The 14,512-nt window shown below is 43.6% G+C and carries 12 protein-coding genes; 2 read left to right on the top strand and 10 right to left on the bottom strand.

What is annotated here, in order from left to right; translation table 11 throughout:
• Positions 1-185 precede the first annotated feature (185 nt).
• Positions 186-782 carry a DUF1989 domain-containing protein gene (locus ACP7A0_RS10765; protein WP_106031565.1) on the bottom strand — a complete coding sequence of 199 codons (597 nt, stop codon included), beginning with the start codon at positions 780-782 and terminating at the stop codon, positions 186-188.
• A gap of 79 nt (positions 783-861) precedes the next feature.
• Between ACP7A0_RS10765 and ACP7A0_RS10760 the strand changes: the two genes are divergently transcribed.
• Positions 862-2,214 (top strand): amino acid permease, encoded by a 1,353-nt coding sequence (locus tag ACP7A0_RS10760; protein WP_106031564.1) that lies wholly within the window; start codon positions 862-864, stop codon positions 2,212-2,214.
• Here the strand turns inward: ACP7A0_RS10760 and ACP7A0_RS10755 are convergent.
• The 6 genes from ACP7A0_RS10755 to ACP7A0_RS10730 form a co-directional block, all read right to left on the bottom strand.
• Positions 2,209-2,967: a YqcI/YcgG family protein gene (locus ACP7A0_RS10755; RefSeq protein WP_375566851.1), complete on the bottom strand. Its 759-nt coding sequence runs from the start codon at positions 2,965-2,967 to the stop codon at positions 2,209-2,211. The two genes, ACP7A0_RS10760 and ACP7A0_RS10755, sit on opposite strands and share 6 nt — an antisense overlap.
• A gap of 643 nt (positions 2,968-3,610) precedes the next feature.
• Positions 3,611-4,240 (bottom strand): LysE family translocator, encoded by a 630-nt coding sequence (locus ACP7A0_RS10750; RefSeq protein WP_034664197.1) that lies wholly within the window; start codon positions 4,238-4,240, stop codon positions 3,611-3,613.
• A 112-nt stretch (positions 4,241-4,352) separates the two neighbouring features.
• Positions 4,353-5,546, bottom strand: a complete 1,194-nt coding sequence (locus ACP7A0_RS10745; RefSeq protein ID WP_106039350.1) for an MFS transporter — start codon at positions 5,544-5,546, stop codon at positions 4,353-4,355.
• A gap of 54 nt (positions 5,547-5,600) precedes the next feature.
• Complete coding sequence (locus ACP7A0_RS10740; protein ID WP_060595489.1) at positions 5,601-6,647, bottom strand: Gfo/Idh/MocA family protein; 1,047 nt, start codon at positions 6,645-6,647, stop codon at positions 5,601-5,603.
• The gene (locus tag ACP7A0_RS10735) at positions 6,644-7,510 is read right to left on the bottom strand and encodes an HAD-IIB family hydrolase (RefSeq protein WP_106031561.1); all 867 of its coding nucleotides are present in this window, start codon (positions 7,508-7,510) and stop codon (positions 6,644-6,646) included. The genes ACP7A0_RS10740 and ACP7A0_RS10735 overlap by 4 nt, the downstream gene beginning before the upstream one ends.
• Entirely contained in the window at positions 7,485-8,810 is a 1,326-nt protein-coding gene (locus tag ACP7A0_RS10730) for a DegT/DnrJ/EryC1/StrS family aminotransferase (protein WP_106031560.1), read from the bottom strand. Before ACP7A0_RS10730 ends, ACP7A0_RS10735 begins: the two co-directional genes overlap by 26 nt.
• Positions 8,811-8,919: 109 nt before the next feature.
• On the opposite strand from ACP7A0_RS10730, the gene ACP7A0_RS10725 reads away from it, so the two are divergent.
• On the top strand, positions 8,920-9,909 hold the full coding sequence (locus tag ACP7A0_RS10725; protein ID WP_060595486.1) for a LacI family DNA-binding transcriptional regulator: 990 nt from the start codon (positions 8,920-8,922) through the stop codon (positions 9,907-9,909).
• Positions 9,910-10,115: 206 nt separating this feature from the next.
• Here ACP7A0_RS10725 and ACP7A0_RS10720 read toward each other — a convergent pair whose 3' ends face one another.
• The 3 genes from ACP7A0_RS10720 to ACP7A0_RS10710 form a co-directional block, all read right to left on the bottom strand.
• Positions 10,116-11,738, bottom strand: a complete 1,623-nt coding sequence (locus tag ACP7A0_RS10720) for an L-lactate permease (protein ID WP_066031359.1) — start codon at positions 11,736-11,738, stop codon at positions 10,116-10,118.
• Between the two features lie 39 nt (positions 11,739-11,777).
• Positions 11,778-12,725, bottom strand: coding sequence for an L-lactate dehydrogenase (locus ACP7A0_RS10715; protein WP_060595484.1), 948 nt, complete (start codon positions 12,723-12,725; stop codon positions 11,778-11,780).
• A gap of 217 nt (positions 12,726-12,942) precedes the next feature.
• The gene (locus tag ACP7A0_RS10710; protein WP_060595483.1) at positions 12,943-14,373 is read right to left on the bottom strand and encodes a YfcC family protein; all 1,431 of its coding nucleotides are present in this window, start codon (positions 14,371-14,373) and stop codon (positions 12,943-12,945) included.
• Positions 14,374-14,512: the final 139 nt, after the last annotated feature.

The raw sequence follows: 14,512 nt of genomic DNA, 5'->3' as shown, positions 1-14,512 counted from the left end.
TAAGCATCCTCTACATGAAGAGAACAGGTTTTACTCTGAATTCATTGGTTTGACAACGTTTTATGAGTCTTCATTATACCATGTTTTCAAGAAGAACATTTTGTTAGACGTTCCCCTATTTCATTAATGATCAAACATTCACAAAAGAAAAAGACCATGTCTATAAGGACTGGCCCTTTTCTTTTTCAATCAATTTCTACCCGTATAGATGTACAGGCTGCGCCATTACACTTCCCAATATCAGAAGGACATGCGGATACGGCCACAATGAGATCCATTTCGGCTCGCAGACGAATGTAATCACCGGGAAGAGATTTTGGGAGCTCCACAGACAGTTTTCCTTTTTCATCAATGACTGTATTCATAAAGGCATTAAAAGGATAGTACATATCCTCCTTAGGAATCCCAAATGGCTCAAAGGCAGTCCGCAAATTATCGTAGCATGTATGCATGACCTCTAAATGCGTCCGTCCGTATAAAAGCTGATACATTTCTTGCCGGCAGGCGGGCATGTATAAATCATGGCATTCGACTGTGTCTTCAATGACCGTAAACATCGGTTTATATAAATTAGAATAGAGCTTATCCCCTTTTTTCACTTTTGACGAAAATAGGCTGTCCATTGTCGCGCCTTGGTCAAATTTTTCATAAAAATCCTTTTCATGATAGGCCATGACATCTGCTACTTGCTGACCTTCAATATCAACGACCCGCATACATTGGCCTTTTCCTAAGCGAAAGCCGTGTCCATCCTTTGGTAAAATGACATATTCTCCGTTCATCACATGCACTCCTTTCCATGTCAGTATGCCCAAAATGTCCCCTTGATCATGTATAAAAAAAGAAGGCGGTCACAAGCTAATGTCATTGAAATCGAAAGGTGTTGCACATGCATTGAAAGAAGAACAAACTTTATCTTGGTGGCAGCTTTCTCTCATCGGAGTCGGCTGTACAATTGGCACTGGTTTCTTCCTTGGTTCCAGCATTGCCATTACAAAGTCCGGTTTTTCCGTCTGCATTTCTTTTTTGCTTGCTGCGGTCGGAACCTATCTCGTCTTTAAGCATTTGGCTGCGATGACAGCCGATAACCCTGATAAAGGGTCATTTTGTTCCTATGCTCGTAAAGCATATGGACGCTGGGCAGGGTTTAGCAATGGCTGGGTGTATTGGTTTGCAGAAATGTTGATTACGGGAAGTCAGTTAACAGCGATTTCTCTTTTTACCCGCCACTGGTTTCCATCTGTTCCGCTCTGGGTGTTTTCTGCGATTTACTCCGCTCTTGCCCTGCTCGTGATTATCATAGGGCTTTCTTCTTTTCAAAAGACAGAAAATGTCCTTGCGGTACTGAAGACAGCGGCGATTTTTCTGTTTATGATCCTTGCGGTGCTTGTGTTATTCGGCATTCTGACAGATCATAAACCGACCCTGCATCTGCCAAACAAAGATCACGAATGGATGCCGCTCGGTGCACTTGGTCTTTGGAATGGATTGATTTACGCGTTTTATGCATTTGGGGGAATTGAAGTCATGGGGCTGATGGCGGTTCATTTAAAAGATCCGAAAGATGCGGCAAAGGCTGGACGCGTCATGCTGATCATTCTAGCGGTCATCTATATCGTCTCGATCGGACTTGCTCTCTTGCTTGTCCCAGTAACAGCCTTTAACGAGAACAGCAGTCCATTTATTACATCATTAGATCCATTTCATTTATCAATCTTTCTTCATATCTTTAATGGCATTTTCATTATTGCCGGCTTTTCGACATTGGTTGCCTCACTCTATGCAGTCACGACGCTGCTTGGCACGATGTCGGAGCATCAAGATGCACCTGCTTGTTTTAAACAAAAAGACCCATCTCATGTCGGATGGCCTTCGATTATTTTAACTGCTGCTGGATTAATTGTCTCGATTTTGCTTGCACTCTTTTTGTCCAAACACATCTACGAGCATCTCACAACAGCAGCCGGCCTTACCCTTCTGTACACATGGGTATTCATTCTGTTCTCAAGTAAAAAGCTATCAAAGCCATCCACTCGCCAAACGTGCGAAATGATTCTTGCGCTTCTCTTGATTGGAGCCGCCATTTCAGGCACTTTAACAGAGGCAAGCGGACGACCTGGCTTTTTTATCAGCCTTGGGATCATTGCAGTGATTGCCATCATGGTGCTATTTATGAGAAAAAAGTGGAAGCAGCAGGATCAGACCGCATCATAATTTCATCATGTTTTTTAATGCAGTAAAAGGACATTTGGCGGAGGCTGGTTTCTCCGCCTCTTCATCTGGGAGAAAGTATTGCTTCCATTCATGATTGGTCGGATCACCGTACCATTTTAATGATGGGTGAACGCTGACCTCATCATACGCTTTGAGCCGCTTGCGAACGAGCTGGCTCATTTTTTGACCAAACTTGGTCGATCCATTCAATTTCTCAAACACCCATCTAGGCTGAAATGCCATCAAGAGATAAGGGAAGTGGCGGCTTTTTCTGAGCTTATGAGCCGGTGTGGAACACAAAATAAAATACGCTTCCCCGTGAAAGCAATACTCCCACTCATGATGATGAGTATCTAGTGGAATATCCTCAGGCCATGGCACTTCATCTTTCTGGTGCAGTCGTTGAAGCAGTGACCAAAACTGCTGCTCAAACTCTTCAAGCGAACTTTCTTTTAAATCCTGCGGTGTTTCAAAAAAACAAATAAATGAAGCATATTGACCCGTTTCTTTCGCACAGCTTTGATATTCTCTCAGCAGCTGGGCTAATTCATCAACCGCTTCCTCTTCCCTCGGATCACCAACAAACCCATAGCGTAAATGATCGAGAAAAAACCCCTGTCTTCCCGGTACACAAGGGAATGTATCTGCCTCATCTCCTACCATCTCTCCAAATTGAGTAAAAGCATCCTGCTTCCATTCTTCTAGTGATCGTAGATTTTGATCAAGGCAACTTTTTGCATACAACTGGGCCATTTCTTCCACCTCGTTTTAGCGTCTTCTCCATAGCCTATGAGAAAAAAAGGCTGTGGTGACTGTCCTTCAACGACTTTCCTTGCGCATTCAAGAGGTGGACGTTCTCGTTCAAATTGAGCATGTATGTGTGTCTTTCACTCCATGATGCATGAACAGACAAGTGTATGCGGCCGTCAAACTGCTTCTTTTAATAGAGCGCTTTTGTATCATTCCTATGATCTGTTCTTCATCAAAAAGACAGAATCGAGCACCCAATAAATGAGGGCCGAGCATAAGCTAAACAGATAGACAATGTTGCTGTGATAACTGATAAGATCAGCATGCACACATAGTTGAATACTGGAAGAAAAATACGGATGGCAATATCCCACCATTATTCAAGAATGTGTTATGTCTGTCAATCCTTACAAAAAAACAGACTGAATGTATCAGTCTGTTTCAAATTGTTGACAAAGGGCTAAAATGATCTTCATTTTAGCCTTTTGTCTTCTTTTCAGCGTGATAGAAAACCTTTGCAGTCTAGGAAGGACGAGTACCGGAGCGGAGCGAATTTGACATTCGTGAGCACCGGCACGCAGGACTGACACCGAATGCGAGGGTTTGTCTACACGCTGAAACAGACTGAATGTATCAGTCTGTTTTTCTACCCAATCAACGCCATGATCCCTTGATACCCAAAATAGGCGCCGAAACCAAGTAAAGATAAACCTGCAAGAACGGATAAGCCATGTAAGACACGTTCACTTAAATAGCGCCTAAACGAACTAGCAAGCAGCGCCATACTGAAATCCCAGATCAGCATGCCGATAAAAATAGCCATGCTGTACATCAGCATTTGAGATGCCCCATACTTTTCAATCGTATTAGCCAAAATACTGCCGTAGATGCCAAGCCAAAATAAAATACTAAGCGGATTGGAAAGAGAAATGAAAAACCCCGTCATGAACGACTGACCAACCGAAGTGTTTCCACCATCCTTTTTCGGGCTCTCCTGCAAATTGATTTTACGCAGACTTTCAATGCCCGTATAGGTCAGAACGAAAAAGCCGAACAGCCACAAAAAGGTTTTCACTAGAGGTGCAGTCAAAAGCTGGGCGACACCAAAATAGATGAGGAGCATATAGACAATATCCGCGGCCATCGCCCCCACACCAAAAATCCACGCGTGCCAAAATCCACTTTTAATCCCTCTGTCGATTTGGGCTGCATTGACTGGCCCAACAGGCGCTGAAAGTGACAACCCTAAAAAGATATAACCAAAAAACACCGCCACATAGACGTCCTCCTTTTGATGCTGACTTGTACATATTATTCAAACGTTCTGTGTTTTAGTACAAGTCCTTTGTCATCTTTTCAGGTGGACTCAAGGAGACATTGGATATTGCTTACCGATCGGCTTTCAGCGCCGATTGCTGCGACAGAACCGTATCCTTTTTCTTAGCACGATTCATTTGAATCGCAGCTGCAAACAGAAGAACAGCTAAGAAGGCGAAAACAAAGACGGCACTTGCTGCTCCTGCCCATTCAAGACTAAAGCCAATCAAGAAGGACAAGCAGGCTCCGCCTAAACTTGCGGCTGCAATAAAGTAACTCGTTGCCTCGTCGATGGCATTTTCAATCATTAATGCAGATGCAGTCAGTGCGATTGGGAACATGCCAGCTGCGCACAGGCCGATGAAAAAGATGAGAAGCAGCTGCGCGGCGATGTGGGTTGTCAGGGCAAATACAACGAGCAGCAGAATCATGAGTGCTGCGCTTAGCTTTAAAAAACGCAGCGGATGCAGCTGATCAGCTTTTCTCGCAATGACAGTTCTGCCAATGACGATCGCTGTCCAAAAGGTAGAAACCGCAAAAAGACTCCAGTTGTCTCCCCCTTTTTCCAGCATGATCGACGGCAAAAAGTTCGCAAAGTTCGTTTCAATCCCTGCGTAGAAAAAAGCAAAACAGATCATGAGCACCACAATCATTCGATTGTTTCGATCAACAAGTAAGGACGGTTTTCTCATCCCATTGGAATTGGAAGAAGAATCCATCTGTCCACGAGGCAATTTGTTCATAAAGGCAAGCCAGAGCATAAGAAAGAAAGTCAGTGCACCGACTTGAAATAAAAACACATAGTGCCACGTCTGTTCAGTGACAGTGAGCAGAATCACAAGTGGAAATAACAGCGCTCCTAACCCAAAAAAGACCTCCATGATGCTGATTCGCTTCGCACTGTTTGCCATCGAAATCACATACGCTCCGGCTGTGGTCTCAAGACTGCCTGCACCGCTCCCAAGAAAAAAACCTGCCAGTACAAGTGTTGTCCAGCCCGGCACCAAAAGCCCAAGGAGAAGTGACCCGATCATCAGCAAAAGACCCATAGTCAGAACAGCGCCATAGCCTTTTTTCCTCACAAGAATGGGGGATAACAGAACACCTGTCAAAAAACCAATAAACTGAAAAAAGATTAAAGAAGATAATTCCCCGGGACCCTTATCGTAACTTGACAGTAAATAAGGAGTTAAGCTGCCAAAAAACACATGAATGGTCCCAATAAAAAAATAAAAGACACAGCCAAAATAAAATACTTTTTTCATCTTTTCACTTCCTCTAAAAAGGAGCGGAGTCATGACATCCTCCGCTCCACCTCTTTAATATGCCCGGGCAGACTTGACAGCCTCTTCCCTCTCGAAGCATGTATTGAGCGCAGCCTGTGCGCGATACCCATCTACAAAATCAGCCACTTTCATATGACATGGATATGGATCAGTATTCACCCAGTGCATCAGCTGATCACGGAACGTATCAGACCATCCGTAAAATTCATTTGGCGGATCTGTCAGCAGGGTTTGCGGCATTTGATGACGCTCCACACACAATCCATCACTGATCTCATATTCGTTTTTCATGTTCGTATGGTATTTGAATACCTTGTCATGACCAACGACTTCTACACTAAATCCGCATTCCTCAGGCTGCGTGCTTTTGGATGTGACCAAGTGAAAGAACACTTGATTCTCCATCTGTCCGAAAATTTCGGTATGATCATCCACCTGCACCTTTTTCTCTTCTTTTTCCTTTACATGTGTCAGCATCTTGGTATTAAGTGATTCTTTCTTCATGTCACTGCCAAATAAGTACCACAGCATATCAATTAAATGAATACCAAGATCCCCTAATGCACCGCTCGTGCGCAGACTCTCACCGCCGTCTCTCCATGAAAATGTCTTTCTTCTGAGGGCACTGTTTTTCTTAAAATGAGTCCTGACGGTCAAAATGCGGCCTAATTCACCATTGGCAATCAAGTTCTTCAAAATATTCACAAAGGATAAGTAACGATAGTTAAAGCCCATACTGGCTTGAACCTGGAACTGTTTGGCTGTCTCCACCATTTCCTTCGCTTCCTTCAGCGACACAGCCATCGGCTTTTCACATAAAATGGGCTGTCCTGCTCTTAGTGCCTGAAGGGCATGGTCTTTGTGACAAAAATTAGGGGAGGCAATGATCAACCCATCAGATGCATCTGCTAGTGTTTCAATACTTGAATACACACGTCCGCCGTACTGTTTAATGAATCCCTGTGCAACTGACTCGTGCAAATCATAGACACCGGATAACTCTGCACCTTTGATTGTTGATAATGCTCTTGCATGAGCTTTTGCAATATTCCCTGCTCCAACAATTCCAATTTTCTTCATGAATGTGCCTCCTCATGTTTATACATCACTGTTTTCAGTGTTTCATAGATTCCTTTTGCATACCCATGATGACAAATCTGATGATGGTGCCGCTTGGCTTCGGCCGTCGCATTTTGGACGAGGAAACCATGCGTGACGGATTGAAGCATCCGCAAATCGTTCCCACTATCTCCAAAGGCAAAGCCTTGATCTTTTGATAGATCATATTGGTTCAGCATAAAGCGGACAATTTCATCCTTCCCTGTTCCGACTGGTAAAAAATCGACATCATAGCAATCCGCAGGGTCTCCTGCGAGCGGATTGCATTTGTTAATGTTGACCGCCACCCCGCGCTCTTTGGCAAGTGTTTGGATGAATGATAGATGATGAAGATCTGTCCGTTCATCCTGCTCCTGATAATAGAAATTCTTCTTATACCCTGAGCTGCCCAGCTGCGTTTGCGGTCTGAGATGAATTCCCTTTTCACGTACGGTTTCCAGGATGTCTTCAATTTTTTCATCTGAAAAGCCCTGCGCATCCAGCCGCTTCATCCATTCCGCATCTGGCTGTCCAAAACGGGCTTCCGATGTATACACAATTTCAGTTCCTAAGTTCGACGCAATGAAATGCGGGAATTGATGAAAACCTCCTTTTTCCATTTTACTTGTGACAGAATCGAGGCTGCTTCCCGTGACCCAGCCAAGCATGAGCTGTCCTGCTTCGCTCTTTTCTGCCACAAAGGCTTCCAGCCGCTTTACATCCTCTCTCTGCTCATCGGTCATTCCGTGAGAATAATAGGTTTCATCAAAGTCACAGAAGACGATCCACTTCGGATTTTCCGGCTGATTCAGCAGCTTTTTATTGAATGGAAGACTTGATAACATGATGAACCCCCTCGATGACCTTCTCCTGATCTTGCAGCGGCATGCCTGGATACAGCGGCAAGTGAAGTAATTGCTGTGCTGCTTTTTCCGTGTGTGGAAGTGTCGTACGTTTATACTTTTGAGAAACAAGATTTGTTTGATGCTGATGCGATAGAATCGGGTAATAAACATCTGTTTCTATGCCCATTTCCAGCAATTTCGCTGCAAGCTCATCTCGTTCGCCCTTTAGCACTCTGATCGGGAACAGATGCCAGACATGATCATCCGTCAGCTTCGGAAGCTTCAAGTATCCTTCTTCCTCAAGCGTTTGCAGCTGGTCAATGTATCGCTTTGCTAAGTAAAAGCGTTTAAAGTTTTGTAACCCTAAATACTTCATGCGTTCGAGTCCGATCGCTGCCTGCAAATTATCAATTTTAGAATTAAATCCATAGTCACTGCGTTTGACATTTTTCTTTCCTACTTCAAAGCCGTGATAGCTGATCTCCATGCATTTTTCCGCTAAGGCTTCATCATTTGTGGCGATAGCCCCTGCCTTACCGCAGACGCCAAGGTTTTTGTATGGATTAAAGCTGAGAACAAGTCCATCTCCATATGCACCAAGGCTGCTGCTGCCGATCGCCTGACAGCCATCTTCAATGATTTTCAACCCATGCTGTTTCGCAATCGCCGAAATGGCCTTCATATCCGCTTGCTTTCCATATAAATGAACCGGAAGAATGCATGCCGTTTGATCTGTGATATGCTTCTCAATTTCACTCGGTGCCAAGCAGTAAGTATCTGGATCAATATCGGCATAGACCGGAACAGCCCCAATCGCAAGCACTGCATTTTCTGTTGCAGCAAAGCTATTCGCTGGCAAAATGACCTCGTCTCCCGGATGGACGCCTGCTGATATGAGGCTGATCATTAGGGCATCTGTTCCACTTGACGTGGCAATGACATATTTCTTCCCTAAGTACTCAGCGAGCTGCTTTTCAAACGCCGGAATATATGGCCCTGAAGTAAAACGGCCAGAACTCAATACTTCTTTCAACACCTGCATGATATCATCGATCTCATCCTCTGAAATCAGTTTATCAACTGGCAGAAATGGTATCTTTTTTTCCTTATTTTGTTTATAATGGAAGAGAATTTTTTCCAAGCCTGTGCGCCCTATATCTTGCTCAAGGAACGTCACCAGCTTTTCATTTGCTAGGTGCTTCTCAACTGAATCAGACTTTACTTGAACACCTTGATTGATCATATCCAGCAAAGGAAGATAATCCTTGCTTTTACCTGATATCTTCGTCAATATTTGCATTCCATTCCCTCCAATTAATCAATTCCATTTGTTAATATTTAACTTGTTTCACATTGTAAATGATGTTATCGATTTCAGAACAATAACTTTGTGTAAAGGATTTGTTAATATGTGTACAATTTATGAAATTGCCAAACGCTGCGGGGTTTCAACCACCACCGTTTCCAGAGTGCTGAATCATCATCCATATGTGTCAGAGGAAAAGCGTCAGCTTATTTTACAGGTGATGAAAGAAATGGAATATACACCAAGTTCAGCGGCTCGCACTCTTCGTTCACATCAGACAAAAACCATTGCTGTGTCTGTCCCGGCTGTGGACCATCCTTTTTTTGCACAATTGATTAAAGGCATATCAAAGGAAGTACTGGATCAAGGTTATAAAGCCATCGTGCTTCAGACGTTTTATCAGGAATCGTTAGAGCTTGAAGGGCTTCAATTATTAAAAAAAAGAGAAGTAGATGGGGTCATATTAGGGGCATTAGAAAATCCGTGGGAAAAGATCGAGCCATTTTTAACGAACGGCCCTATTGTCATGGCGAACGAATATCATCAAACAGCAGACATCCCGATTATTGGATACGATGAGCGGGAAGCCGCCTATAAAGCGGTTGACTACTTGATTCAGTCAGGGCGAAGATCGATTGGGTTTTGCTTTGATACTGAAAGCAGTGAAGCACAAAAACAAAGGAAACAGGGCTATCTTGATGCACTTTCTGCACACGGCTTGCCGCTGCATGACGATTGGCTTTTTGGGGAGGCCTTCACCATTGAAGACGGTTTTCGCTTAATGGATGTCATCCATGACATGAAGAATGCACCTGATGCCATTTTCACGGGTAATGATCAAGTCGCAGCAGGGCTCATTAAACAGGCCATTTCATACGGTTATCAAATCCCTAAGGATCTAGCGGTGATCGGCTATGACAATCAAGACATTTGCGAGGTGACAGCTCCAACAATCACCACAATTGACATCCCGATCGTAGAGCTTGGCCAGCGGTCTGTGCAGCAAATAATCGAGATCCTGCAAGACCAAAAACCATTACAGCGTGAACATATCCATCTGCCTACCCGGCTTGTGACAAGGGAATCGACATAAACAAAAAAGACTGAGAGCTGTCTCAGTCTTTTTTGTTGACAAAGGGCTAAAATGATCTTTGTTTTAGCCCTTTGTCTTCCTTCTTTCAGCGTGATAGAAAACCTTTGCAGTCTAGGAAGGACGAGCACCGGAGCACAGACCTGACAAAGAATGCGAGGGTTTATCTACACGCTGTGACTGAGAGCTGTCTCAGTCTTTTTTTAAACCTATACAAATTGAGCAAGAATGAATGTCCATATACACACAATGCCGAGCAGGATAAAGCTGTACTTCACGGTCTTTTGGAAGAGCTCAGATTCTTTACCTGTTTCTCCAACAGCTGCTGTAGCTATGGCGATGGATTGTGGAGAAATTAATTTTGCCATGACCCCGCCAGTTGTATTTGCCCCGATTAACAAACCTGCCTGTGAGCCGATTTGAGAAGCAGTGACCGCTTGAAGGTTGCCGAATAAGGCGTTGTTACTCACGACAGATCCTGTAATAAACACCCCGATCCAGCCAAGCACCGGGCTGACAAGCGGGAACAAATCGCCTGTTTTGGCAAGTGCAAGCCCAATGGCTGAACTTAGTCCAGCGAAGTTCGCCAAGTTGGCAAAGCCCATGACAAAACAAATGGTAAGAACAGGTACCCAAAGCTCTTTCACTGATGCTTTTAAGCAGGCAGCGCCTTCTGTTAATGTAATATGTCTGCTAAACAACCCTGTCAGCATCACCGCAATCAGAATGGCAGTACCCGTTGCACTGATGACATCAATTTTAAAGATTGCATCAATGGGTGTTTCTGTTTGTGCAATTGGTGGTAATTTCACAATTTGCTGATGCAAAAACGGCATCTTCACTAAAATCGTCGTCCAGTTGAGCGGGCCTCCTGCAGCAAACAATGCTTTAAATGCTGGCAGACTCCATACCGTAATAACGGCGGTTAAAATATAGAACGGAGACCATGCTTTCAGCACTTCAATGCCGCGATACGTTTGTTTCTGTTCAATGGCTGGTGCTCCTTCTTCACGATAAATGTGTTTCGGCTGCCATTTTCGAAGAAATAAAGCCAAAATGCCCATGCTTGCTAAGGCTGAAATAATATTGGCAAGCTCAGGACCCATTGTCACCATTGTGACAGCTTGTAAAATGGCATAACTTCCACTTACAACAAGCAAGGCAGGGAGCGTTTCTTTAATCCCTTTGAATCCGTCCACAATGAGAATGAGCAGGAACGGAATACAGAATGAAATAAACGGAATCGTATACACAAGGGTTTGAGATAACGCAAGCGGCGTCATATTGCCCATTTGCGCCCCTGTAATGACTGGGATACCCACAGCACCAAATGCGCCAGACGCAGCATTGGCAATTAAGCAGAGCATCGCAGCTTTCAGCGGTTTAAACCCAAGCTCTGTTAAGAGAGCGGCACTGATCGCAATCGGTACACCAAACCCAGCGGCTCCCTCTAAAAATGCGTTAAAACTAAAACCAATTAATAAGAGCTGAAGACGTTGATCTTGAGAGATTCCTGCAATACTAGAACGAATGACATCGAATTTACCAGATTTCACAGCAATTTTATAGAGCCATACCGCCATGATGACGATATATCCAATCGGCCACAGCCCATTAGATATACCGAGCAGCACAGCAGATAATGCCTTTTCAATTGGCATATGAAAGAAGAAAACAGCTGTTACAAAGCTGACGATTAAGGTAAAACAAGCGGCTAAAACACCTTTTAACTTAAATACAGTTAATGCAAGCAGGAAAAACAAAATTGGGAGCATTGCTACCAATGCACTCACGAACTCATTACCAAACGGATTATATATTTGCTGCCACATAGTGATTCATCCTTTTCTGCTCAGATAGGTTGCTTTTGATTAAAAATGAGGAGCCAAAATCTCTTTTAACACATTCACACTGTGTGCGAATTGTTCTTTTTCTGTATCATTAAGTGCAAGCTCCATCACTTCTGTTGCGCCATTTCGATTCACAAGGGCAGGTACACCAATGTAGACATCTTCTGCTCCATACTCTCCATCTAAGTAAGTGCTGACGGTCAAAATACTGTTTTCATTGTGCAGGATCGCTCTTGTAATGCGGGCCAAACTCATCGCTACGCCGTAGTAAGTGGCGCCTTTTTTCTCAATGATTTGGTAAGCGGCATGGCGGACATTTTCCATCATCTCATCTAAATCTTCTTGTTTGTATTGATCATTTCTCTTCATTAATTCTGTAATGGGTACACTTCCGATATTCGCATGACTCCACACAGCAAGCTCTGTATCCCCATGCTCTCCAATGATGTACGCATGCACATTGTGTGCCGCTGCTTCAAAGTACTCACTGAGCATGTATCTAAATCTTGCAGTATCAAGTGTGGTTCCACTGCCAATCACTCGCTCTTTTGGCAGGCCACTGAATTTCCAAGTGGCATATGTCAAAATATCAACAGGGTTCGTGGCGACTAAGAAAATACCATCGAATCCACTTTTCATCACATTGTCTACAATGCCTTTAAATATATTTAAATTTTTCTCAACAAGGTCAAGTCTCGTTTCACCTGGCTTTTGGTTCGCACCAGCACAGATACATACAATGTCTGCATCCTTACAATCCTCATAATCTCCATACCATGTATTCACAGGATGCGGAGCAAATGCTTTCCCGTGGTTCAAATCCATGACGTCACCCATTGCTTTATCTTGATTTAAATCGATGACAACCAATTCATCTGTGATCGCTTGATTTATTAATGTAAAGGCATAACTGCTGCCTACAAAACCTGCTCCAATAAGTGCTACTTTGTTTACTTTTTCGTTTGTCATTTATCTCATCCTCCTGAGTAAAACTAGGTTGTTTTTCGTATGTGAAGTATTTCACATTCTTATTGTGCAACACTTCACAAACTTTTGCAAGGGGGTTGCTCAAAAAAAATATGTAGCGAATTTGTGAACACACTTATTGTGCTTTCAATGCGCTGTCTCCATGCATATTTCCACAAGAAAAAAGCTGCCAAACAATTGTCAGCAGCTTTATACATGTTTAATAAGGTCCCCAGTTGATCATAACGCCGATACAAATAAAGACAAGACCAATGACAAACCAAATGAGCGCAAGCGGCACCATAAAACGCAGCCACTTCACATAAGGAATACCACTTGCAGCAAGCACAGCCATCAACACACCTGACGTCGGATTGATACAGTTGACCACCCCTTCGCCAAGCATAACCGCTTCAACAGCTACCTGTCTTGTGATGCCCATTAAATCAGCCAGTGGCGCAAGAATTGGAATAAAGACAACCGCTTCTCCTGATCCTGATGAAATCAAAAAGTGAAGAAGTGCACTCGCAATATACATCCCAATCGCACCAGCAATTGGACTAAATCCTGTCAGCATACTCGCCAAGCCATTGACCACTGTATCAAGCAGCTTACCGTTTTCTAAAATGACAGAAATGCAGCGTGCCATTCCGACAATGAGTGCGCCGTACACAAGGCTTTGACAGCCGACAATAAATGTTTTCGCAATATCATTGGCTGCTAATCCGCCAAGCAATCCAGCAGCAATGGCCATAAAAATGAACACACCTGCCATTTCCTTATCGGTCCAGCCAAGCTGAAGCGCGCCATATAAGAAGCCCCCAAGAGACAATCCGCACACCGCTAAAATCAGCTTATGTCTGCCGGTAAATGCAGGCTTGTCCACAGATTCTGCATCAGATCCGCCAAGCCCCTTCGCAGGAAACCATTGATCACCAAGAAGGCTTCCCTTTTCTTTATTCTTCAGGCGTCTTGTATATAAATAGATGTACACAATACTAGATATAAGAAAGCAAAGATAAATAATGACACGCAGGCCAATGCCAGAAAAAATCGGTAGCTCTGCAATCGTCTGAGATAACCCCAGTGGAGATGGAGACAAAATGGTTGCGTTAAATCCAGCATAACAGCCGATGTAAATGACCGCTGCTCCTGCCACAGCGTCCCATTTCAAGGACCTTGCCACAATAATCCCGATTGGAATAAATCCTATAACAGAGTTCACGACAATGCCGGTCGTTCCAAGCACCGAAAATAATCCTCCAACAATACAAATAAACAATAATTGCTTCGTTTGAAACCTGCTGATGACATGGTGAATCATTCCGTTAATGGCACCTGTTTTCTCCAAAATGGCAATGGTTCCGCCAGTAAATAGAATGAGAAAAATAATAGAAGAGGACCCTACCATCCCTTCCTGAATGGCTGTAAAAAAGCCAACGGGACTTACGGGTGATTGATCAATGCGGTGATAGCTGCCAGGAACAGCTGTTGTGATTTCCCCTGATGTCTTTCGGTCAAACTCACCCGCTGGTACAAAATACGTTGCAATGGTACAAATGAGCGCAATGATAAATAAGAGAACATACGCATCCGGCATTTGAAGTTTTCGTTTTTGTTTCTCTGGTGCTGATACTGCCGCTGTTTTCATGTGTCAAAACCCCTTTGTCCCGATCGGAATTTCACTTAATTTTCAGAATAATCAAATGATGTGTTATATTATAAACACTGATGATATTTAAGATCAATATTATTTCACTAAAAGAATGTTTTGGCAGATTTTCTGTCAG

This window comes from Bacillus sp. DWP3-1, from assembly GCF_049896565.1.
Classification (GTDB): Bacteria; Bacillota; Bacilli; order Bacillales; family Bacillaceae; genus Bacillus.
Note: the sequence above shows the minus strand (reverse complement) of the source record. Positions and strands in the feature narration are given on the sequence as shown.

Bases quoted from the DNA above. Each gene is read 5' to 3' on its own strand.
- ACP7A0_RS10765 (WP_106031565.1), bottom strand. From the start codon at position 782: ATGAACGGAGAATATGTCATTTTACCAAAGGATGGACACGGCTTTCGC.
- ACP7A0_RS10760 (WP_106031564.1), top strand. From the start codon at position 862: ATGTCATTGAAATCGAAAGGTGTTGCACATGCATTGAAAGAAGAACAA.
- ACP7A0_RS10755 (WP_375566851.1), bottom strand. From the start codon at position 2,967: ATGGCCCAGTTGTATGCAAAAAGTTGCCTTGATCAAAATCTACGATCA.
- ACP7A0_RS10745 (WP_106039350.1), bottom strand. From the start codon at position 5,546: ATGAAAAAAGTATTTTATTTTGGCTGTGTCTTTTATTTTTTTATTGGG.
- ACP7A0_RS10740 (WP_060595489.1), bottom strand. From the start codon at position 6,647: ATGAAGAAAATTGGAATTGTTGGAGCAGGGAATATTGCAAAAGCTCAT.
- ACP7A0_RS10735 (WP_106031561.1), bottom strand. From the start codon at position 7,510: ATGTTATCAAGTCTTCCATTCAATAAAAAGCTGCTGAATCAGCCGGAA.
- ACP7A0_RS10730 (WP_106031560.1), bottom strand. From the start codon at position 8,810: ATGCAAATATTGACGAAGATATCAGGTAAAAGCAAGGATTATCTTCCT.
- ACP7A0_RS10725 (WP_060595486.1), top strand. From the start codon at position 8,920: ATGTGTACAATTTATGAAATTGCCAAACGCTGCGGGGTTTCAACCACC.
- ACP7A0_RS10720 (WP_066031359.1), bottom strand. From the start codon at position 11,738: ATGTGGCAGCAAATATATAATCCGTTTGGTAATGAGTTCGTGAGTGCA.
- ACP7A0_RS10715 (WP_060595484.1), bottom strand. From the start codon at position 12,725: ATGACAAACGAAAAAGTAAACAAAGTAGCACTTATTGGAGCAGGTTTT.
- ACP7A0_RS10710 (WP_060595483.1), bottom strand. From the start codon at position 14,373: ATGAAAACAGCGGCAGTATCAGCACCAGAGAAACAAAAACGAAAACTT.